General features: G+C 35.7%; 18 protein-coding genes. 6 read left to right on the forward strand and 12 right to left on the reverse strand.

Going from position 1 to position 23,399, the window contains the following annotated elements; all coding sequences use genetic code 11:
• Positions 1-57: 57 nt before the first annotated feature.
• The 5 genes from B0A64_RS13035 to B0A64_RS13055 form a co-directional block, all read right to left on the reverse strand.
• Positions 58-4,680, reverse strand: a complete 4,623-nt coding sequence (locus tag B0A64_RS13035) for a PorP/SprF family type IX secretion system membrane protein (protein ID WP_089479956.1) — start codon at positions 4,678-4,680, stop codon at positions 58-60.
• A gap of 1 nt (position 4,681) precedes the next feature.
• Positions 4,682-6,091: a gliding motility protein SprC gene (gene sprC / locus B0A64_RS13040; RefSeq protein WP_317045005.1), complete on the reverse strand. Its 1,410-nt coding sequence runs from the start codon at positions 6,089-6,091 to the stop codon at positions 4,682-4,684.
• Positions 6,092-6,132: 41 nt separating this feature from the next.
• The gene (locus B0A64_RS13045) at positions 6,133-6,537 is read right to left on the reverse strand and encodes a hypothetical protein (RefSeq protein ID WP_089479958.1); all 405 of its coding nucleotides are present in this window, start codon (positions 6,535-6,537) and stop codon (positions 6,133-6,135) included.
• 103 nt (positions 6,538-6,640) lie between these two features.
• Positions 6,641-7,933, reverse strand: coding sequence for a hypothetical protein (locus B0A64_RS13050; RefSeq protein ID WP_089479959.1), 1,293 nt, complete (start codon positions 7,931-7,933; stop codon positions 6,641-6,643).
• A gap of 188 nt (positions 7,934-8,121) precedes the next feature.
• Entirely contained in the window at positions 8,122-8,574 is a 453-nt protein-coding gene (locus B0A64_RS13055; protein ID WP_089479960.1) for a hypothetical protein, read from the reverse strand.
• A 434-nt stretch (positions 8,575-9,008) separates the two neighbouring features.
• Here B0A64_RS13055 and B0A64_RS13060 point away from each other — a divergent pair, with 434 nt between their 5' ends.
• The 4 genes from B0A64_RS13060 to recA all read left to right on the forward strand — a co-directional run bounded on the left by B0A64_RS13060 (position 9,009) and on the right by recA (position 12,359).
• On the forward strand, positions 9,009-10,157 hold the full coding sequence (locus B0A64_RS13060; RefSeq protein ID WP_089479961.1) for a DNA polymerase III subunit: 1,149 nt from the start codon (positions 9,009-9,011) through the stop codon (positions 10,155-10,157).
• A gap of 7 nt (positions 10,158-10,164) precedes the next feature.
• Complete coding sequence (locus B0A64_RS13065) at positions 10,165-10,548, forward strand: DoxX family membrane protein (protein ID WP_089479962.1); 384 nt, start codon at positions 10,165-10,167, stop codon at positions 10,546-10,548.
• Between the two features lie 113 nt (positions 10,549-10,661).
• The gene (locus tag B0A64_RS13070) at positions 10,662-11,171 is read left to right on the forward strand and encodes an acyl-CoA thioesterase (RefSeq protein WP_089479963.1); all 510 of its coding nucleotides are present in this window, start codon (positions 10,662-10,664) and stop codon (positions 11,169-11,171) included.
• 180 nt (positions 11,172-11,351) lie between these two features.
• Positions 11,352-12,359: a recombinase RecA gene (recA, locus tag B0A64_RS13075; protein WP_089479978.1), complete on the forward strand. Its 1,008-nt coding sequence runs from the start codon at positions 11,352-11,354 to the stop codon at positions 12,357-12,359.
• 626 nt (positions 12,360-12,985) lie between these two features.
• On the opposite strand, the gene B0A64_RS13080 is transcribed toward recA, so the two are convergent.
• Positions 12,986-13,738, reverse strand: a complete 753-nt coding sequence (locus B0A64_RS13080; RefSeq protein ID WP_089479964.1) for a lysophospholipid acyltransferase family protein — start codon at positions 13,736-13,738, stop codon at positions 12,986-12,988.
• A 521-nt stretch (positions 13,739-14,259) separates the two neighbouring features.
• Here B0A64_RS13080 and trpS point away from each other — a divergent pair.
• The gene (trpS, locus tag B0A64_RS13085) at positions 14,260-15,234 is read left to right on the forward strand and encodes a tryptophan--tRNA ligase (RefSeq protein ID WP_089479965.1); all 975 of its coding nucleotides are present in this window, start codon (positions 14,260-14,262) and stop codon (positions 15,232-15,234) included.
• Between the two features lie 78 nt (positions 15,235-15,312).
• Here trpS and dprA read toward each other — a convergent pair whose 3' ends face one another.
• Positions 15,313-16,413 carry a DNA-processing protein DprA gene (gene dprA / locus B0A64_RS13090; protein ID WP_089479966.1) on the reverse strand — a complete coding sequence of 367 codons (1,101 nt, stop codon included), beginning with the start codon at positions 16,411-16,413 and terminating at the stop codon, positions 15,313-15,315.
• A 256-nt stretch (positions 16,414-16,669) separates the two neighbouring features.
• Between dprA and B0A64_RS13095 the strand changes: the two genes are divergently transcribed.
• The gene (locus tag B0A64_RS13095) at positions 16,670-17,635 is read left to right on the forward strand and encodes an HU domain-containing protein (protein ID WP_089479967.1); all 966 of its coding nucleotides are present in this window, start codon (positions 16,670-16,672) and stop codon (positions 17,633-17,635) included.
• A 41-nt stretch (positions 17,636-17,676) separates the two neighbouring features.
• Here B0A64_RS13095 and B0A64_RS13100 read toward each other — a convergent pair whose 3' ends face one another.
• From B0A64_RS13100 to B0A64_RS13120, 5 genes are all read right to left on the reverse strand, one after another.
• Positions 17,677-18,435, reverse strand: a complete 759-nt coding sequence (locus tag B0A64_RS13100) for a hypothetical protein (RefSeq protein ID WP_089479968.1) — start codon at positions 18,433-18,435, stop codon at positions 17,677-17,679.
• Positions 18,436-18,541: 106 nt separating this feature from the next.
• The gene (locus B0A64_RS13105; protein ID WP_089479969.1) at positions 18,542-20,821 is read right to left on the reverse strand and encodes a helix-turn-helix domain-containing protein; all 2,280 of its coding nucleotides are present in this window, start codon (positions 20,819-20,821) and stop codon (positions 18,542-18,544) included.
• A 99-nt stretch (positions 20,822-20,920) separates the two neighbouring features.
• Positions 20,921-21,502, reverse strand: a complete 582-nt coding sequence (locus tag B0A64_RS13110) for an OmpH family outer membrane protein (RefSeq protein WP_089479979.1) — start codon at positions 21,500-21,502, stop codon at positions 20,921-20,923.
• 246 nt (positions 21,503-21,748) lie between these two features.
• The gene (locus tag B0A64_RS13115) at positions 21,749-22,597 is read right to left on the reverse strand and encodes a class I SAM-dependent methyltransferase (RefSeq protein ID WP_089479970.1); all 849 of its coding nucleotides are present in this window, start codon (positions 22,595-22,597) and stop codon (positions 21,749-21,751) included.
• Between the two features lie 88 nt (positions 22,598-22,685).
• Entirely contained in the window at positions 22,686-23,150 is a 465-nt protein-coding gene (locus B0A64_RS13120; protein ID WP_089479971.1) for a GNAT family N-acetyltransferase, read from the reverse strand.
• Positions 23,151-23,399: the final 249 nt, after the last annotated feature.

Genomic DNA, 23,399 nt, shown 5'->3' on the forward strand with positions numbered 1-23,399 from the left:
TTTATTACTATGTCCTTCTCAATCTCTCAAGAAGGACCAACTTAATCTTCTTATCTATTAGTTCTCTACTTTTACGATCGCCATTTTCCCGTTATATGGCTTAGATCCTTTAGCTTCTAATGCCTTAGTGGCCTCAGATAAACCTTCGAATTTTTCGTAATAGATATAATACTTACTTGTTGTTACATTATAAAAGAAATTAACATCTGTGCGTCCTGCAGCAACTGCTTTGGCCAGGAATTGATCTCTTTTTTCGACACTGCTGTGAACCGCAATAATCAGGTAATAACCACTATCAGAATTTTTGATGTTCTTGATAATTTGCATATTCGATTGGTCTTCACCAAAATCAAAATCACTTGCTGTCAATGGTGTATTACTAATTTTTGTCGTCTCTTTTATACGTTTAAGAGCCGCAACGTCCTGTGCATATCTTCCCTGATCATTTTCGTAAGCTGCACGTTTAATTCTACGTTTTTTCTCGATTTCAGTTTCTGCTTTAATACGTTCCAAATTCGAAAGTAAAGTAGCACTGTCTTCTTCCATTTTTAATTGTGCTGCTTTCAATTGGTTTATCTTCTCGAGATAAGCTTTGTTTAAAGCATCATTTTTATTAGGAACTTTTTTAAGTCTTTCATTATACAAATTAGTCAGCTTATCAATTTCAGCTTTCTGAGCTCTGTTTGCCTCAGCAAGTTCTAATTTTAAAGCTTCTAACTGACTGTTTTCTGCCGCAACACTTTTAAAAGGTTTTGGCTCTCTGTAAATTCCTTTTTCACTTAAGTCATTCTCTTCTCTTAAGTCGTTCAGGTCTCTTTGTTTATTTGCTACCGTTGTATTAAATTTCGATAACAATTCTTTTTGTGTCTTACTTGAAGTCTCAATAGATTGTGTCAAATCATCGATCGCTTTTGCTGTATCATCTTTTGGAGCCGAAGCTAATTTTGCAAGTGCATCTGCAGCCAATTTAGCCTGAAGAGCATCAGCATCTGCTTTTGCTTTAGCATCTGCAAGTAATTTTGCTTCACGTGCTTCTTCTTCTGCTCTCAATTGTCTTGACTCTTCTTCTGCTTTTAATCTTTCTGTAGATTCAGCATCGGCTTTTGCTTTTTGATCTGCCAGTAACTTAGCCTGTGCTGCCTGCATATCTGCTTTTGCTTTGGCATCTGCAGCAAGTTTTGCCTGAACCGCATCAGCATCGGCTTTTGCTTTGGCATCAGCAGCTAATTTTGCCTGTATTGCGTCTGCATCTGCTTTCGCTTTAGCATCGGCAGCAAGTTTTGCTTTAAGAGCATCCGCATCGGCTTTTACTTTCGCATCAGCAGCAAGTTTTGCCTGTAGTGCATCAGCATCCGCTTTTGCTTTGGCATCTGCAGCAAGTTTTGCCTGTTGTGCATCAGCATCTGCTTTCGCTTTAGCATCTGCAGCAAGTTTTGCTTTCAGAGCATCTGCATCGGCTTTTACTTTAGCATCAGCAGCTAATTTTGCCTGTAGTGCATCTGCATCCGCTTTTGCTTTGGCATCGGCAGCAAGTTTTGCCTGTAATGCGTCTGCATCTGCTTTCGCTTTAGCATCGGCAGCAAGTTTTGCCTGTATCGCGTCTGCATCTGCTTTCGCTTTGGCATCAGCAGCTTGTTTTGCTTTAAGAGCTTCGGCGTCTGCCTTGGCTTTATTATCTGCAGCTAATTTTGCCAAACGAGCATCTTCAGCTTCTTGTAATTGTTTTGCTTCGGCATCTGCTTTTGCTTGTGCAGTTGCTTCAGCATCTGCTTTAACTCTTGCATCAGCAATAAGTTTTGCTTGTAAGGCTTCCATATCTGCTTTTGCTTTAGCATCAGCAGCTAGTTTTGCCTGAACGGCATCTGCATCTGCCTTAGCTTTCGCATCAGCAGCTAGTTTTGCTTGTTGTGCATCTGCATCGGCTTTTGCTTTAGCATCTGCTGCAAGTTTTGCTTTTTGTGCTTCTGCATCGGCTTTCGCTTTGGCATCAGCAGCTAATTTTGCTTGTAATGCGTCTGCATCGGCTTTTACTTTTGCATCTGCAGCAAGTTTTGCCTGTAGTGCATCAGCATCCGCTTTTGCTTTAGCATCAGCAGCAAGTTTTGCTTTTTGTGCTTCTGCATCCGCTTTCGCTTTAGCATCGGCAGCTAGTTTTGCTTGTAATGCGTCTGCATCTGCTTTTACTTTGGCATCAGCAGCAAGTTTTGCTTGTAGTGCGTCTGCATCTGCTTTTGCTTTTGCATCGGCAGCTAATTTTATTTTAAGAGCTTCTGCATCCGCTTTCGCTTTAGCATCGGCAGCTAATTTTGCTTGTAGTGCATCTGCATCCGCTTTTACTTTTGCATCTGCAGCAAGTTTTGCTTCAAGAGCGTCTGCATCAGCTTTCGCTTTAGCATCGGCAGCAAGTTTTATTTTTAAGGCTTCGGCGTCTGCCTTCGCTTTGTTATCTGCTTCAATTTTTGCTTTTGCAGCAGCTTCAGCATCTGCTTTGGCTTTGGCATCAGCAGCAATTCTTGCTTCTCTTGCTTCTGCATCGGCTTTTGCTTTAGCATCAGCAGCTAGTTTTTCTTTTAGGGCAGCTTCATCAGCAGCTTTTGCTTTTGCAGCAGCAGCTAATTTTGCTTTATTAGCAGCATCGATGTTTACCTTCGTTTTTGCAGTGGCAGCAGCAGCAACTTTTGCTTCGGCAGCTAATCGCGCCTGATAAGCATCAGAATCTGCTTTGGCTTTTGCATCTGCAGCTAAAATCGATTGTAAATCTGCCGCTTCAGCTTTTGCTTTCGCATCTGCTTTACGTTTCGCTTCGGCAGCATCTGCTTTGGCTTTGGCATCTGCAGCCAGTTTTATTTTCAAGGCTTCGGCATCTGCTTTCGCTTTGTTATCTGCTTCTAATTTTGCTTTTGCAGCATTCTCTGCATCAGCTTTCGCTTTTTCGGCCGCTAACTCTGCTGCTGTTTTTTGAGGTGTTGCAGTTCCCGCAGCTTTTGCTTTTGCAGTAGCTTCAGCATCGGCTTTGGCTTTTGCATCTGCAGCTAATTTCAGTTTTAGTGCTTCGGCATCCGCTTTCGATTTATCAGCAGCCAATTGTGCCGCTGTTTTTTGAGGTGTTGCACCTGCGGCAGCTTTTGCTTTTGCAGCAGCTTCGGCATCGGCTTTCGCTTTTGCATCAGCAGCCAGTTTCAATTTCAAGGCTTCGGCATCGGCTTTGGCTTTATCAGCCGCTAGTTGTGCTTGTGTTTTTTGAGGCGTTGTTCCTGCAGCACCAGGTTTATTTGCAGCAGCTTGTGCTCTCGCAGCAGCAGCAGCATCGACTCTGGCTTTGTTATCTGCCGCTAGTTTTATTCTGCGTGCTTCAGCATCGGCTCTTACTTTATCAGCTGCCAATTGTGCTTGTGATCTTTGTTCTGCAGCAACTGTTCTGTTTGTTGTTGCTGTTTGCGCTCTCGCTGCGGCCGCAGCATCTGCTTTAGCCTTAGCGTCTGCGGCTAATTTTATTTTAAGAGCTTCGGCATCAGCCTTCGCTTTGTTGTCTGCTTCCAGTTTTGCTTTTGCAGCAGCTTCGGCATCTGCCTTCACTTTTTCTGACGCAGCTAATCTTGCTTCTTTAGCTTCAGCATCTGTTTTTGCTTTAGCTTCGGCTGCCAGTCTTGCTTTTTCTACACCATCTGCTCTTGCTGCTGTTGTAGCTGCAGTTGGTTTTGCTATTACGGCTTTTGGCTTAGCAGGGTCTAGTAAAGAACCTTCGTCGTCATCGCCATAATAGTAGTTTTTGTTTTTGAATTTGTATGCAATCGCAAATTCGTGAGAACCTCCCATATTGGTAAAATTCCCCATCCCTCTTTCATAGTTATATTCAATAGCAATGCTTGGCGTAATATTAACACCAAGCCCTGCTGAAACTCCATATAAAGTATTGTATCCTGCCTGCGCCCATACTCCTTGCGGAATAGAAATCATGGCAAGTCCTGAAATTATTGTTTTATCCTTTTTAACCTCTGTTTTTACAAGGGCCGAAAATTTACTTTTGTCAAAAAAACCATAACTATCAATATATCCGGTATACATCGCGTGTAATTCGATCGCTCTTTCCGGATCTTCTTTTACAATTCCGGATCCAAAATTATACAATACCAGATTGTTTACAGAGGCTCCAAAATCAAGAAATGCAGTACCGTAATTTATCCCCGGATTAATGGTAACTAATGTACTTGAAGGGTAATCACCGTTAAGGACATTTGTATCATCTGATATAATTTTTCCTTTGTTTAAACCACTTTGGTAAACACCAACGTTCATACCAAAAGTCAAATTACTGTCTTGTTCTAAAACGATGTTATGGGCAAAGTTTCCTATACCGCCAAAAACAGTCATTAAACCATAATTTTGTTGAAATAAGCCAAAAGCAAAGGCTTCATTCTCTCTAAAACGACCGGAATAATTGGCTAAATACGTATTTGGGGCATTCTCGAATTGCACCCATTGTCTTTTATTATAAAAACTTGCATAAGCATTTGTTTCGCGAACAAAACTAAACGCGGGGTTAATTAAATATCTATTGAACTTTAGTGAATTTCTTATAGGTAACGAAAACGAAACAACTCCATCCTCAGAGGTCGTCTGTGAATAGAGTGTATTTGAAAAACCGTAAAATAAAGTTATGAATAGTAAAATTTTCTTCATATTATCTTATCACAGTTATTGATCCTTTTTTTTCACCTGTGTCGGATTGAATGACATAGTAATATACTGGATTTACATTTTTAAAATCTTTAATAAACGAATTGACTTCAGGATCATAATTACTTCCTACATCATCAAACATAATTTCGCCGTTTGAACTTAGAATCATAATCTTCGTTCCTGCCGTTTTGTAGGCATCAGGGATATTCCAATACGGATTTGCAAGACTTACTACGTTTGGTATAACGGTAGCGGGCCCCATTTGTCCTTTTGCTTTAAAACTAAATTCTTTGGAAGATAAACATCCTGAAACTTGTGAAATTTTTACTTTATAAACACCAATAGCTGCAACTACATAAGTATCTGTTGTTGCGCCTGCAATAAGATTATTGTTCAAATACCACTCAAATGTAGGACTCGCAGCATCTGTAGTTACAGTAACATTCAGGGTTTGTCCCTCTGTAAGTTCAAACTCATCTGCTACATCTATGCTGGCATTAAATCCATTGTTTTTAAGATCAATAGTTCCTGTAGAATTACATCCTCCAAAATCAACGGCTACTGTATAAATTCCTGCATCTTTTGCAGTAACGGTGCGGGTATCGCCTCCAAATGCTGCTCCATCTTTTTTCCATACGTAATGATTACCCTGAGTTGCGGTCAGGATGGTACCATCTGTACTTGCACAAAAAGGGTTTCCTAAACTTGAGGTAATTGTAACTGCTGATCCGCCTGAACCTGATGTAGAAACGGTAACACGATTCGAGCTAAAGTTTACATCAGAACACATACCGTAATCAATCTCGGCATAGTATTTTCCGGGAGCACTTACGACTAACTCTTTAGAACTTTGTCCTGCAATTGCAACATCGTCTTTGTACCATTTGTACTTAATTCTGGAGTAGTTTACCGGAGAAGAATTTACAACTGTTGGTGTATCGTTATTAATCGATAAAGTCAGGCTACCACCTGAACACAACATTGCAACATCACTTTTATTATTAATAACAAATGAGGCTTCGTAATCTTTAAAATATATTGGGAATGAGGTACTCCCTAATGTGTTTTTGAAACTTGCGCTTGGTTGAGCACCTGCCAAAGAGCTCTTTACTCTAAAACTATAAGTGTCTGCACCAGTAATAGTTACCGGTACAGCAAATTTTATAGTTTGTGAGGTAGCAGAAACGTCTGTAGCTAATAATTTCGTTGTAGCAATAGGAACTGCATAACTACCCTGACTGTTCGAAAGTTCAATCTCAAAAGTAGTTCCTGCAGGAAAATCTATATAACTAAATGTTGCAAAGAATTCATTAAAATTATTACCGGCACATAACTTCTCCAGGCCATCAAGGGTTTGTGGCACGATAGTTTGCGCTTGCAATTTTGAATTCGCAACAAAAAGGATACTCAAAAAAAGAAAGCATTTAGTTAAAGATAGAGTAGTTCTTTGAATCATATAGTGCGTTTTCTGGCCAAATCTATATTCTCAAAGAATAAAATATCAATAAATGTTTCAGAGAAATCATATTTATAGTTCTCAATTATATCCTTTGCAAGGATAGAATAAGAAGCTGTTATTGATGCGTTTTCTTCACACTGTAAACTAGTCTTATCTTTTGTCTCAGTTGCCTTAGCAAGGCTATCCTTGGGGTTGGATAGCCCTACTAAAAACTGATTAGAATTATCTAATTTGCTGATTTTGTCAGCTATGTCCTTTTGGTTCTCAGACGCAGTCATTGGGCAATTAGAAACAGCAGAAATTGTTTTTTCTGCTGAATTTTGTGCATATAGACTTAACGTCACAGGTGAAACCAAAAATATTATATATATAAAATATTTTTTTGTAGATAGTGCCATTATGTTTTGATCTTTATTTGGTCCGGTTTAAGACGAATACATAAATTGTGTCTGGGGACTTTATTAATAAAATTTACGCTTTGAAATAAAAATCGAAATCTATTTATCTGTTTCCGCTTGAAGCTGTGATTTTTCCTAATTGTAGTCTAAAATCTGGTTTTTTAGCATTGAAAATATCAATAAATGTCTCTCTGTTATTACTTTGTGAGTAAACGTTGAAAAACACGCTGTTACCGTACCAGCTCTCAAGATCCTCATTGTTTGAATTGTATTCTGTAAAGATATTACCATTACATAAGTTGAAATACATTTCTTCGAACTTGATTTTCTTAAGATTAGCATCATTGATTTCTGTTTTACTATCTAATAAAACAGCTGGATTAAATCCTGAAATTACACTACGTTTCATTTCAAGTGAAGCACTTTCGGCTACATAAACAGCTTCTTTTACAAGACCTGATTGAATGTCGGCTTTAATGTTTTCACTATCATTAAGCATTGTAATGTTTGTTGCAACAACAAGAGTTTGTTTTTTAGTAAAATCAGTTTCATTTTTCTTTTCGAATGATTTTACTTCCATGCAACGAGATCCGTCTTTATTACTTGATAAATAAGAAGATCTAACGGCTAAAGAGTTGTATAAACGACATTGAACTCCCTGAGTAAATTTAAAATCGTCGTTGATTGATTTGTAAGATACAAATTTGGTAGCATTTACATCACCTCCAAAAAAGGCAAATGCATCACCTCCAGAGTAGCTAACCATAATGTTTTCAAGAATAGTTTTGTTTCCAACACCTGCAATCGTCAAACCATTGAAAGTATCAACACCTTTAACTTTTTTACCTGCAAATTCGATTCTGACAAATCTCAATACTCCTGAGTTTCCGGCAGCATTATCACCACCATAAGTAGTAAGTGTAGGATCAAGATCTAAGTTGTAAGAACCAACATTTCCGAATTTATTGATTGGAGCATCTCCAAGGATTACAATTCCTCCCCAGTCACCAGCTTTTTTCTGGCTACGGTTTGAAGTAAATACAATTGGGTCAGTTTCTAAACCATCTGCGATAAGTTGTGCTCCTTTTGTAACGACCAATGTTCCTTTTGTTTCGAAATCACCAATAATTAAAGTTCCGGGCTCAATAGTTAAAACAGCATTGTTGGTAACATAAACGTTCCCTTGCAAAACATAAATATTCCTCTTAAGCAATTTGGTATTAACAGAAATGTTTCCTGCTAAAATTTGGTTTGCTTCTCCATACTCTACTTTGTTAGGCTTAAATTCAGTCCAATTGTTCAACCAATTGTTGTAGCCCATAATTCCTTTCTCTTGCTGAGCACTCATACTGGTAACAGTCAAAAGAACGCAAATCATTTGAGTAATTTTTTTCATGATAAGGGGGGTATTACGGTTAATAATAAATTTGGGTATGCGTAAATGAAAAAACTCCTCTCGATTTTTCCGGCTGTGCCAGATACATCGAGAACGAGTTGTTTTTTATCTCTTTTTCGAAATGACGCAAAAAATTTAACTCATCTACGTAAACACTTCAAAAAAGGTTTTAAAAAATATAATTTAAATTACATTTCGTTCAATTCGTTGAACTCGTGTAAAGATTTCAATGTACTTTCATAGAATAAAATCGCAGCGATTAAGTTTCCTTTATCAGAATACGGCATCATTTTTCTTTGAAACTCAACTGTTGTATCTAAAAATGCTGTTGTACCAACTGCTTGCGCATCCAATACTTTTTTGTGTTCGTTGTCGTCCGGGATACCAAGATCTGCCATAGTAACACCAGGTTTTGTAACCAACGCGATGTAAGGGAGAGTTTTTACTAAAACTTTAATACGCTCAATGTAAAGTTCCAAAAGTTCTCCTTTTTGCATACCACTTAATTCTTTTTGATCATGGTATTTGCGAATAAGAGCTGTCGTACTGATAATACTTCTTGGAGCATTCTTTGCCTGGGCAGAAATAGCGCCAGTTGTCAATAAAAAAAGCGCGCTTAATACAATAATTTTCCCTTTCATAAATTCTTAAATATAATTGGTTGTTGATGAAAACAAAAATATATAAATTAACTTAAATTGCAACTTTATTGATTTCTTTTTTCAAAAAAAAAGCTTAAAAAAAGCTTAAAAACCAGCGTTATGTCGAGAAAATGTGCGTTTTAACGGGCTTTTTGTTAAAATTGTTAAAGTAAAAACCGTAAGATAATCAGTATTAAAAAAAACTTTGTCTCTTCATTAATAACCAAAAAAACCTTACGTTAGTCGTTTAAACTAAAAAACTATTAACAAAAAAGTCTTAATATCTCCTTAGATTCGTCTCTTTATTAACAAAAGTTGGTTAATAAAGTGCCTAAAACAGACCTCAAATCTTCAGGAATCTGATAAATGAAACCAAGTCGAGAATCTTTTGAATGAAAATTTTTGACTACATCATTTTCTTCTATCTTTGCTTCATGCAATTTTCTCAAATTTTAGGTCAAGATTACATCAAAAGTCACTTGATAAAAAGTGCAGCTTCCGGACGAATTCCGCATGCACAATTATTCATTGGTCCCGAAGGAAGCGGTACATTATCAACTGCAATTGCTTATGCGCAATATATTTTGTGTAACAATACAGGAGATGAAAACTCAAACGGAAATGATTCCTGCAATTTGAAGTTTCAAAACCTCTCCCATCCGGATTTACATTTCATATACCCAACCGTTACTACCGAAGACGTAAAAACAAAACCCAAAAGTTTAGATTTTATTCAGGATTGGCGCACCTTTGTTCAGGAAATGCCCTACGGCGGTTTATTCGACTGGTATAAAATACTTGGGGTCCAGAACAAACAAGGCGAAATTCGGGTCGAAGATGCTCAGGAAGTTTTAAAATCGCTTGCCCTAAAATCTTACGAAGGCGGTTATAAAATCATGATCATCTGGATGGCAGATAAAATGAATATCGCAGCATCGAATAAATTATTGAAACTTCTGGAAGAACCCTCAGACAAAACAATTTTTATTCTGATTTCCGAAAATGAAGAAGATATTATACAAACGATACGTTCTCGTTGTCAGGTAATTCATTTTAACGGGCTACCAGAAAAGATTATCGCTCAGGCTTTAATTTCTAAAGAAAATATCGACGAAAAATTAGCTTATAAAATTGCACATCAGGCACAAGGAAACTTTAGCAAAGCACTTTCTTTACTAAAAGAAGATGATACTGAATATCCTTTTGAGCAATGGTTTGTGAATTGGGTTCGTGCCGCTTTTAGGGCCAAGGGAAATGCAGCTGCTATTCAGGACTTAATTTCCTGGAGCGAAGAAATTGCAGCTCTGGGACGTGAAAGTCAAAAAAAGTTTATTCAGTTTTGTATCGAAATGTTCCGTCAGGCACTTTTGATTAATTATAATGCGGCAAGTCTGGTTTATATTGAGCCAAAAGTCGACAAATTTAAACTCGAGAATTTTGCGCCTTTTGTAAACGGTAACAACATTCATGAAATTTTCAAGGAACTTTCGGATGCCATGTATCACATCGAAAGAAACGGAAATGCAAAAATAATTTTGACTGATTTATCTATAAAACTGACTCGTTTAATTCATAAAAAATAGTTGCCAAATGAATAATGTTGCCTCCATTTTATTATTAGCATTTTTAGCCTTAACGTTCTTACAATCAGGATATGAAAAAATATTTTATTGGAAAGATAATGTCGAATGGCTTAAAGGACATTTTGCCAAAACGCCTCTAAAAAATCAAGTGCCTCTTGCGTTGCTTCATCTTTTAATTTTAGAATTAATTTCCGGAATTTTATGTGTCGTTGGCGCAATTCAATTATTGACAAACAGCGGAAGAGAATTTGGTTTCTACGGATCTGTATTTTCCTGTATCAGTTTGTTAATGATGCTTTTTGGGCAAAGGCTTGCCAAAGATTATGATGGCGCAAGAACCATTGTGATCTATTTTATTCCGGCTGTTATGGCCGTTTATTGGTTGAATTAGTCAACCTCAATTTTAAAAAAAAAGCCATAGATTTCACCGATTCGCACAGATTTTTTCTAATCTTTTTAATCTGTGAAATCTGTGGCAAAAAATAAAAATTTTACATCAAAAAAATGAATCCAAAACATCCTTCAGAATCCTTAACTATTTTAACCGATTTAGTTTTACCGAGCGAAACAAATCCTTTAAACAATCTTTTTGGTGGCGAATTATTAGCCCGTATGGATCGTGCCGCAAGTATAGCAGCGCGCAGGCATTCACGCCGAATTGTAGTTACGGCATCTGTAAATCACGTTGCTTTCAACAGAGCTATTTCGTTAGGAAGTGTGGTAACCGTTGAAGCAAAAGTATCCAGATCTTTCAAAAGTTCGATGGAAGTTTTCATTGATGTTTGGGTAGAAGATCGCGAATCCGGAAACAGAACCAAAGCAAATGAAGCCATTTATACTTTTGTAGCGGTAGATGATACGGGACGACCTGTTGAAGTTCCGGCAATTGTACCTGAAACTGATCTCGAAATACAACGATTTGATGCTGCATTGCGTCGTAAACAATTGAGTTTGTTGCTTGCCGGAAAAATAAAACCGTCTGAAGCAACAGAATTAAAGGCTTTGTTTTTATAGTACTAATTTTGGTACAATTTGGAACAATCAAACTTCAAAAAAAGAAGTATTTTTACAAAATTGCAAGCCTGATACAAATCTAAATCAGTAAATGATTTAATTTCTGATTTGTTTTGAAAATGAAAGAATTATAAAATTTAGATGAAAGAAAAAGTAAAAGAAGTAAAAGAAAAAAAAGAGATGAGTTCAGAAAAAGAAGCCAAATTAAAAGCGCTCCAACTTACGCTTGACAAATTAGATAAAACGTACGGTAAAGGAACAGTAATGAAAATGGGCGATAAAGCCATCGTAGAAGTTGAAACTATTTCTTCAGGTTCTCTTGGTGTTGATTTAGCCCTTGGAGTAAATGGTTACCCAAGAGGAAGAATTATCGAAATATACGGTCCGGAATCGTCTGGTAAAACCACATTAACATTACATGCGATTGCTGAAGCTCAAAAAGCGGGCGGAATTGCTGCTTTTATAGATGCTGAGCACGCTTTTGATAGAAATTATGCCGAAAAATTAGGCGTAGACATCGAAAACCTGATCATCTCTCAACCGGATAATGGGGAACAAGCTTTAGAAATTGCCGAAAACCTGATTCGCTCAGGAGCAATTGATATTGTGGTAATTGACTCTGTTGCTGCTTTGACTCCAAAAAGTGAAATCGAAGGTGAAATGGGAGATTCTAAAATGGGTCTTCATGCACGTTTGATGTCTCAGGCTTTAAGAAAACTAACCGGAACAATTAGCAAAACAAATTGTACTGTTTTCTTCATCAACCAGTTGAGAGAGAAAATTGGTGTTATGTTTGGTAACCCAGAAACTACAACGGGTGGTAATGCCCTAAAATTTTATGCTTCGGTACGTATCGATATTCGTCGTTCTTCTCAAATTAAAGACGGTGAAAATGTTATTGGTAACAGAACTAAAGTTAAAATCGTAAAAAACAAAGTTGCTCCGCCTTTTAAAACTGCCGAATTTGACATTATGTACGGAGAAGGAGTTTCTAAAACCGGAGAGATTCTTGACTTAGCGGTTGAATTTGAAATCGTTAAAAAAGCAGGATCATGGTTTAGTTACGGAGATACAAAATTAGGACAAGGTCGTGATGCTGTAAAATCTTTAATTAAAGATAATCCGGAATTAGCAGACGAATTAGAACTAAAAATTAAAGCGCATATCAAAGAATTGGCAAACGCTTAATATAGTAGTAATAAGTAGTTTACTTGCTATTTATCTCAAACCCGACACGTTTTTAAGACCTGTCGGGTTTTTTATTTTAAAAAAAAAATAAAAAAGTGACGCAACCATTTTCAAATTACCCCATCTTATAGAGAGACATAAGATTTGATAGTATTGATTTTCAATACTTATTTTCGAAGGTTTTTTTTAGAATAAATTTGGTTGTTTGTTCAATAAGAATCCGTTAGTTTTTTGGTGCTAACGGGTTTTTTATTTTTATTTCAGAAAAAAATTATACATACTACGCAACCATTTTGATTTTTTGCTCTCTATTATAATGTGACGTTAACCTGAGTTTAGATTAAACTCTTTATTATCAACCGTTAATATTTTTAACCATGAAAGAGAAAATAGAAGTGTTGTACAGTAAAAACCGTAGAAAAACCAAATTGAAATTTAAAAAAGTATTGCGTTTTATTTCAGAAAAAATAATTCATCGCTAGTATTATTAAAGTATAAAATGGTCCATTTTAATTCAAAAGAAAACCCGGCAATTTTTTAAAAATTTGCCGGGTTTTTATTTTATATCCTCTATCCTCTTCCCTCTATCCTCTTCCCTCTATTCTCTTCCCTCTATTCTCTTCCCTCTATTCTCTATTCTCTTTCTTAAACTCAAGTAATCCTTTATAAATCAATTGTCTTACCTGATCTTTAAGCTCTTTTCTGTTTTCATTTGCAAGTCCGTTAGTTTCTATAAACGGCAATATTTTTCCTCTCATTTTTCCAGGGCTTCCACTAAAAAAAGTATACGAAAATCGCTCTTTATTATCGGCAAAAACAATTGGGACAATCGGAATTTGATGCTCAATGGCCAAACGAAAAGCCCCATCCTTAAACTCATCCAGAAAAATAGTTTCATCGTCTGGAACCCCGCCTTCGGGGAAAATACAAATACTAAGACCCTGATTGAGTCTGTCTTGCGCCTTTTTAAAAACTTCATTTTTACTTCTTGAAGAGTTTCTGTCTACCAAAATACAAGTTCTTTTATAGAAAAATCCAAACAACGGAATCTTCGAAAGTTCTTTTTTTCCAACAAAAACAAATGGATTTCTAATAATAGCCAACATCAGCATTATATCTGTTATCGAAGTATGATTGGCTACTATCATGTAGCTTTTATTTTTGATTAGCTTTTGTTCCCGCTCGACTTTATAATAGAAACCCATCCCGAAAAGAATGAATTTAGCCCAAATGCGGGCCATTTTAAAGAAATAAGGATATCCACTCTCAGATATAATAGAAACAAGCAAAAACGGCAGCATAATCAATATCGGAATAGCCATCAAGATGTAAAACCAAATACGCCACAAAACCCAAAAAATAATTTTAATTCCTTTCATGGTTTCAAATGTAAGAAAACAGAAATGATTTTAGATTTTTAGATCATTAGATTTTTAGAATATTAGACTTAATGGGAATAAAAATAATCTATACGTGCTTTTTTTATCGTAAAGCACGCAGCTTTTTTAGCCACAGATTATAAAGATTAACCCGTTGGGTGTAATTAATTTAACACATAGAAACATAGCTTTTGGATCTTTAAAAAAGGCGTTTCACTTGTTTAAAATGCACATAGCCAGGCTATGTGAAAGAAATGTATTTCTTTTGGCATTCCTTTTAGCTAAAAAAATCTATGTCTCTATGTGTTAAATATATTTTTTTTGACCCAAGCGAAGCGAACAGACGAAGTAATTACACCCAACGGGTTAAAGATTAGATAGATTTTATAAGCTGTGGCAATCTGTTTAATCTGTGGCTAAATTTTTCTAAATCTATTATCCGATTTGTGATTAAAAAAATTACACCCTTTGCGGTTAAAAAAAACATCACGACATTTGCAGTTAAAGAATAAAAAACGAGAATGGCAAAAATACTTACTGGTGTTCAGAGTACTGGAACGCCACACTTAGGCAATTTATTGGGCGCAATTATTCCTGCGATCGAATTATCGAATAAACCGGAAAACGAATCTTATTTGTTTATCGCTGATTTACATTCGATTACACAAATCAAAGATGGCAAAACGTTAAGAGAAAACACATACAGTACCGCTGCTGCCTGGCTGGCTTGTGGACTAAATCCTGATAAAGTTACTTTTTACAGACAATCTGATGTGACTCAAACTGCTGAATTGACCTGGTATTTAAGTTGTTTTTTTCCGTTTCAACGTTTGACTCTGGCACATTCTTTCAAAGATAAAGCCGACCGTTTAGACGATGTCAATGCGGGACTTTTTACATATCCGATGTTAATGGCTGCGGATATTTTACTGTACGATGCTCAATTTGTACCGGTTGGAAAAGACCAATTGCAACATCTGGAAATTACCCGTGATGTAGCTTCCCGTTTCAATCACCAAATGGGAGAAACGTTTGTAATTCCTGAGGCTAAAATTCAGGAAGATGGTATGTTGATTCCCGGAACAAACGGTGGAAAAATGAGTAAATCTGCTAATAATATAATTAATATTTTCCTGGACGATAAAACACTTCGCAAGCAGGTTATGAGCATAGAAACCGATAGTACACCACTTGAAGAACCTAAAAATCCGGATACTTGTAATGCATTTGCAATCTACTCGTTGTTAGGTACTGAAGCGCAAATCGCCGAAATGAGAGCCAATTATTTAGGCGGAAATTACGGTTATGGTCACGCAAAACAAGCTTTGTTTGAATTGATTACCGAAAAATTTAAAACCGAAAGAGAAAAATACAATTACTACATCAACAACCTTGACGAAGTCGATGCTTTGCTTAAAAAAGGTGCAGCAAAAGCAGCAGTAGTTGCTGATAGTGTTCTGGCAAAAGTTCGTGAAGTACTTGGTTTTGGGAAATAAAATGGTTTGCCACGAATTACACTAATTTTCACAAATTAATTGGTGTCGATTTTTGCAATTCGTGGCAGCTTTTACTTTTTAAATCGCCTCAAATAACTTCCCCGGCAAAGGTCTGATTACGCCTTTTAATTCCATATTCAATAATAATCCTGAGATTTTATAAATAGGAAAATCACATTGTAACGCAATGGTATCCAGCAATTCTTTGCCGTTTTTCAGGAGATAATCATAAATTTTTTGTTCTTCAGGATCCAGTTCTACAAACAACTGTTTCTGAATGGTTTTTGCTTTATTCTCGATATCCCAATTGAGTATATAGACCAAATCTGCCGCGCTGGTGAGTAAGTTTGCTTTCTGAGTTTTTATCAGATTGTTGCAACCCTGACTGTATTTATCTGAAACGCGTCCCGGAACTGCAAAAACATCCCGGTTATAATCGTTGGCTAAGTTGGCAGTAATGAGCGAGCCACCTTTATCTGCAGATTCTATGACAATTGTTGCTTCGGTCATTCCGGCCACAATGCGGTTTCTGCGTACAAAATTCTCCTTATCGGGATTGGATGAACTCCAGAACTCCGTAATAAAACCTCCGTTTTCGGCCATTTTGGCAACATATTTCTTGTGCGTTTTGGGATAAATTTGGTTTAAGCCGTGTGCGAGAACTCCAATAGTTTGCAGTTTATAATCCATTGCAAATTGGTGCGCTACAATATCAACTCCGTAGGCAAAACCACTCACAATTACAGGATCAAGCGGTGCCAAGTCTTCGATTAAGTGCTTGCAAAACTCCATTCCGTAAGAGGTTATCTGGCGTGTTCCGACAATACTGATTATTTTTTTGTTTTTTAAATTTATATTTCCGATTGAAAAAATCAAAACGGGAGAATCGATACAATGTTTAAGCCGTTCCGGATAATCTTGATCCTGAAAAAAGGACACTTTTATATGATTCGATTTAATAAATTCCAGCTCAAGATTGGCCCTTTCAAAAACAGATTTATCCTTTAAATTTTTTAATAATACCGAACCAACTCCATCAATTCCAGCTATTTGATTTATTTTAGTATTAAAAACAGCTTCGGCAGTACCGCAATGTGTGAGTAATTTTTTTGCCATAATATCTCCTACTCCATCTACTTTTAATAAGGCTAATAAATAAAATAAATCCTGGTCTGACATGTATTGAATTTGATTAAGTGGCGGCGAAAAATAATTGCAAAAAGTAAATCTAAAACTAAATTTAAGAATGGTAAAGATATAAAATAGAAGTAATTTCTTTCAAAAAATAAATCGTTAAAGATAATTTGTTACTTTAGCTTAAAAATAAATTATTAATAACTAATTGAATATTAGTGATCTGTAATTTTATTCGAATTGTTAATAAAAATTGTGAATAAAATTTTGATAACTATATTCCTTGCCTAACTTTGTTACTATGAAAATCGAAACTTACATAGCACAGTTATTGTATCGTTATCAGTGTGTAACGGTTCCAGGGTTTGGAGCATTTTTAACCGAAATTCAATCGGCTCAGCTAAATGAAAATACAAATTCATTTTTTCCGCCCAAAAAAATGATCTCTTTTAATAGTCATCTTAGAAACAATGATGGACTATTGGCAAATCATTATGCACAGGCAGAAAAAACATCTTATGGTTTTGCTGTCAGTACAATTGCTTTTGAAGTTTTAAGCTGGAAAAAAACCTTAGAAGAAAACGGTGTTATATCTTTAAAAAACATTGGTGAAATTCGTATGAATTCCGAAAATAATATGGTCTTTACTCCTAACGATCAAACCAATTATCTGGCTAGTTCTTTCGGGTTAAGTCCGTTTGTTTCCCCACTGGTGAAAAAAGAACTTTTCGAGAAAAAAATTCAGGAAATCGAAGAAAGAAAACCTGTTGCTTTATTTGAAGAAGAAGACGTAAAATCATCGAATTCATTCTTAAAATATGCCGCAATCCTTGTTTTAGGATTAGGAATTACAGGAAGTATTGGATATCCTTTGTACCAAAATCAAATAGCAAACAAAACACTTATTGTTGAAAGTGCTGTTCAGAAAAAAGTACAAAACAAAATACAGGAAGCTACCTTTTTTATTCAAAGCCCAATGCCTGCGGTAACGCTCTCAGTAGACTCTGCTAAAGTAGCGGTTACAGAAGAAAAAGCAATGCCTTACCACATTATGGCAGGTGCGTTTAGAAGCGAACAAAATGCAAGAAAAGCTTACAACCAATTGATTAAAGACGGTTTTAAAGCCAGAATTTTAGGCGAAGACAAACATCATTTGTTCCCTGTTTTATACGGAAGTTATGCTACGATGGCTGAAGCCGAAAAAGCACAAAAAGAAATACAAAAAGGTGAAAATCCGGATGCCTGGATTCTAATCGAATCACTATAATAAAAAATCCTATTCGCTCCGGCAAATAGGATTTTTTTTGTTTATCGTGGAACAATTTTAGCGTCCTGATTAAGGATCTCTTTGTCGCTCTGCGTAATAATTAATCTCGCCGGGGGCGCGTCACTTTCGCCTAAAACGATAATAAAACATTCATACAGGTAGTTTCCTTTTTTGAATTGAAAACTATGATTTCCTCCCGATCCGTCAGCAATCCATTTTCCGTTAGTAATAACTAAATCAGGCTTTTCGCTCATCGATTGTTTTAGTGACCACGAAGCATATCGGTACGTATCATTTCCAAGATCATCTATTCTAATTCTGAATTTCGAAGTTTCTAAAATACAAACCGGCCCTTTAAAATTTGCCAATGCAGGATTTAGTTTCCCTTTTTCAGCTGCGATCAATTTATCCCTAAGGTCTTTCTCCAACTTCGATTGATAATTGATCGATATCAATTTACCATCTGTATCAATCCAGATATCGCCCCTGTCCAGCATGATTCCGCGCCATCCCACTTCAGACCAATCTTTTGCAGGATTCGATTTGATAATTTTATTCTGAAGTGTCGCGTCAAAAATCTGATCGTATTTTTTTACAAACTCGGCCTTATTTTTAATTGACGGAATTGGATATTCTCTTCCAAAAGGATATTTAATAATACCGGCAACAGCCTCCTTTTTTCCGTGTTTGACGTTGTCTATAAAACTTTTAATAAACTTTTGGTATTCCGGCTTTAAGTCCTGACCCACAGCATTGTGGACAGAAAAAAGAACAACTAAAATGCAGATTAACTTTCTCATATTTTTTCTATTTTACATAATGTTTTTATAGTTTTGTTTCAGGTTTCGTCTAGAAAATTCCTCATCAACAATCAACAATCAACAATCAACAATCAACAATCTAAAATCAATTAATACTCGCTTTAAACATCTTAAGTTCGTCCCAGGTAAACTCATCACCGTGTTTTTCTTTTAAACCGTTTAGGGATTCTTCCTGATAAAATTCAAAAGCGTCCCGAAGTGCGAGTATTTTGTCGTACGGTAAAATATCTGAAATCTCAACTTTCTTAGCCTGAATAAGTTTAACCAAATGCATTTCGATAGTTTGCACGGTTAGCTTTCGAATTCTTGCAATATCTTGTATCGAGTTTTTCTCTGCCCACAAATCGTATGTTTCTTCGACAGTTGTTTTTTTAATCGCTTTTGCATCATTCTTTTCCAATTTTCTGGCCGTATATCGTACTACAGGCTCATCAGATTTAAAAATATCTGTATTAGCCATATTAAAATCCTCGCGAATCTTTGCAACCTTGTCAGATTTATAGTTTTTAATCGCTCTAGACGACAATTTCTCTTTACAGATGGTTTCGCCTGCCACGACAATTTCTATGAGTAATTTGGCCTTCATTAAGCGCAAAACAGCTTTGGTTTGCAAATCATCCAAAAAAGCCAACTCTTCGTAAAACTCTTTTACTTTTTTAAACTTCTGAATTTCCGCCATTTTTACCAAAATATCCGTAACCAGTTTGTCCATCGCTTTAAAAAAGTAGTCATAGGCCGCCACTACCCTTTCCTGAACAAAAAACAAATCGACGGTTTCTTTATTGAAAATTTTATTGAGCTGATGAACGAATTTTTGCGAAGGATCTGTAAGACCATCGATAATCTCTAAACGTTTGTGTGCCCAGGCAGCATGTTTCGATTTCTCTGATCCTGCTGCATTTTCGTTATAGCTAAAACGGTGATTGCGCCATTCCTGGGCTAAATCAATCCAGTTAAAACTGTTAATCAAATAGTTATGAATAAAATTCTTCGTTTCGAAATGCAACGAATGTTTCAAAACATCTTTTGTCGCTTTGTTCAAAGCATAATCCATAACATCCTGATCGTTCGAAATACCATTCATTTGCAACGGAGACAGCAAAATAAGCCCGCTTAAGGATGTTAAACGTGATAATGCTACATACGCTTGTCCGGGCAAAAAAACTTGCGATACATCAAGCGCAGCTTTCTCAAAAGTTAAACCCTGACTTTTATGCACCGTAATTGCCCATGCCAATTTTAATGGATAATGAGCGAACGTGCCCAAAACTTCTTCCTCGATTTCTTTTGTATGCTCGTTTACTTTGTAGCGAATATTTTTCCATTCGTATTTTTCGACTTCGATCGTTTTATTTTCCTCAGGAAAATGTATAAAGATTTCTTCTGGCGAAAGCGATTTTACAACCCCCATTTTTCCGTTAAAATAGCGTTTTTCAAAAGAGGCATCATTTTTTACAAACATAACCTGAGCGCCAATTTTGAGCTTCAGGTTTTCCTCTACCGGAAAAATTTTCTCCGGAAAATCACCTACAATAAAGGGTTGATAAGCAAACTCATTTCCTGCTAAATCGCCAATTGCCTGTTCGTTAATCGAATCTGCTTTGGCATTATGCGTCGTAAGCGTGATATATCCCGGATTGTTTTTTAAGTCAAAATCCGGCTTAACATACTCGTTTAAAACCTGGATATCCTGAGGCGTGATCTGATTGTTTCGAAGATTGTTTAAAACAGCGATAAAAGCATCATCTGTCTGGCGGTAAATCTTTGATAATTCTATATATAACGGCGGATATTGCTGTATAACATGCGAATGAAAAAAGAATTTTCCTTTGTAATAATTGCGCAATGTTCGCCATTCTTCGTCCCTGATTACGGGTGGCAATTGCAATAAATCGCCTATAAATAATACCTGAACCCCACCAAATGCCTTGGTATTTTTACGTACGGTTTGCATCATAAAATCTATAGCATCGAGCAAATCAGCGCGAAGCATACTGACTTCATCAATAATCAAAAGTTCCATGTTCCGGATCACATTACGCTTGACGTTGTTCATTTTAAAATGTCTGCGTAAAGTTTCTTTATTCTCAAATTTTACGGTTTCAGTAAACTGAGAAGCTTCGTCATAGGACGGAATAAAGGCCGAAAAAGGCAACTGAAACATCGAATGTATCGTAACACCGCCGGCATTTAGCGCCGCAATACCCGTAGGTGCAACCACAACCGTACTTTTGTGCGTTGTAGCGATAATTTCGCGTAAAAGCGTTGTTTTTCCCGTCCCTGCTTTACCGGTCAGGAAAATAGATTTTTGCGTTTGATTAATGAATTGTAAGGTATAAGCAGCAGCTTCTGAAACGTTTTGCATTGCGGGTGTATTGAAAAACTAAAAGTATCGTATTTTTTATAAAAGAAAAAACCTAAATCTGTAATAGACTTAGGTTTTTTAAATTTAGTTAGTTTGGTATTATTTTTTAATTGCTTCTCCTTCTTTTACTGCAGGCTTTTCGTCTGTTTTTGGAGTCGATTTATACTTGTCGTTCAAAGCTTTAATGACATCTTTTGTAATATCATATTTTTCTTCAGCGTATAAAATTGACGCCGCATCGCCAGTACCGTAGATATAAGAATATCCGTTTTTCTTACCGTACTCTTTGATGAATTTTTTAACTCCGCTTACTAGAGAATCCATTTCAACACCACTTTCTTGTTGCAATTGTTGAGACAAAGCTTGTTGAGCATAACCCAATTGTTGTTCTCTTTTTTGTAACTCAGCACCTTTTTGTTGCGCCCAAGCCTGACCATTAGCTTGTGCCTGACCTTGAAAATTAGCAGCGTCTTGTTTAAAACGTGTAATCTCGGCTTGTAGTTGTCTTCCTTTTTCTTCAGCTTGCCCTTTGTATTTTGCTTCAAGGTCTTTTGCTTCAGTGTACTCTTTCATTAAAACCGAAGTATCTACGTAAGCTGTTTTTACTTCCTTAACTTCTGCAGTTTTATTACATGAAACGGCGAAAATTGAAAGTGCGATAATTACTAATGCTTTTTTCATTTTTTGAATTTCTATTTTTTTAATGTATTGAAGACAAAAATATAAAAAAATAAATAGCATCAACATAAAGTTTAAAAAATGCTGGAATTTTATGATATTGTTTTTATTTATCGAAAGAAAAATGTCAATAATTCTACCCTATCAAAAGTGACTTTCATAGCTTTTATTAGAGGCCTTTTCTCAAAAAAGACATAATTAGACCTCGATAAGAGATAGAAAGTGGCAGAAACGCGCTTATTTTGCGTTTTAACTGTTTTTTAAGACATAAATGTGCGATGAATACTCCTTTGTACGGCTTGCTTTTAAATTTGATTTTAAACCAACGAAAAAAGCGCTGATGTAATTCATTTTTCCGGTTTTGTATTTTTCAGATAATAAACTCACATAAAAAGAATCAAATTTCATTGGAAGCACTTTTTCTAATTTCATGTCGACTTTTTCAAAAAGTGATTGGATGGCTTTTTTTGAAAAATGCCAAAAATGAATTGGCACATCATAAGCTGCCCAAAAAGTTTGATAATGATTGGCGTCGTAAGATTTAAAATTTGGAACCGCAACAATTAAAGTTCCAGTTGGTTTTAACAATCGCTTCAATTCCTGAATTTGTAATTCTAAATTTGGAACATGTTCTAAAACGTGCCACATTGTAATTACATCAAAAGAATTATTTTGAAGATCGCTAATTTCGTTTACAAAAGAAATTCCTTTTTGGATCGCAATATTTTTTGCACGTTCGCTTGGTTCCACTCCAACAGTTTCCCAGCCATCATTTTTTGCCGTTAATAAAAAATCTCCGGTTCCGGCACCAATATCCAAAATTCTTCCTTTTTGAGATTGTTCGCCGTTTATTAAATTCAGTTTATTTTTTAAAGCTATATTTTTTACAAAATGATATGCTTTTTCAAATAACGAACGTTTGTTATCTGTGTGCGAAATATAATCTTCGCTTTCGTAATATTTTCCGAGATTTTCTAAATCAGGTTGCGGAGAGGTAATCAACATGTCTAAAGTTTCGTCATGATACAATTCGAAAATTTCTTTAGATACAGAATGGTCTTTTACAGTAAGAAAATGTTTTTTGTTTAAAACGTCCATTTTTTAATTATAGGTATTTTTAGTTTAAGTATAATAGCAAACCCTAAAAATGGAATTCACTTTTAGGGTTCATGTTTTTATTATTTTTTTAATGTCTCCAATTTATTTTGACAGCTGATATTTTATCGTTTTCAATTCTTGTTTCCGTATAAACATTAAAACCATTTTTAATATAAAAGGACAAAGGTGATTTATACGGCTCTTTATTTTCTTTAATCTCATTTGCATGATCAACAACCCAACCATTCAAATTCTTATTGTTCTTTTTTATTTCATTCATCAAAAGAGAACCAATTCCTTTTCCCTGTATTTTATTATTTAAAAGTATAGCAAACCAATGTTCTCCATCTCTTAAAAAAGTAAAAGCCCAACCCTGAATTTTATCTGAATGATCAAACAACAAATAATGTTTTGTTTCTGAAAGTCCGTTTAAATATAATTCAAAATCTTCAATAGTATTCAGATTTAATTTAGCCGGATATTCATTATTCCACAGTTGCATCAAGGAATCTTTTTGTTCCAACGTTAAAACATCTTTTTCAACAATCTTCATAGAGAACAATTTTAGATTTCTGAGTTTAGATTTTAGATTCTTTCCAAGATTTTATTAATTAGAAAATTTCATTTTAATATCGACAACAATCATTTTTCTACATTATGGAGATTCCTCGTTCCTCGGGATGACAAACTGTATCATTTCTTTATACAAACAAACTAATAAAGCTTTCCATTTCAAATTCGTTTCACGTGGAACAGATGCAATTTTAGATTTTAGATTAATAATTTTAGATTGCTTTAAAAA

The sequence above is a fragment of the Flavobacterium araucananum genome, assembly GCF_002222055.1.
GTDB lineage: Bacteria > Bacteroidota > Bacteroidia > Flavobacteriales > Flavobacteriaceae > Flavobacterium > Flavobacterium araucananum.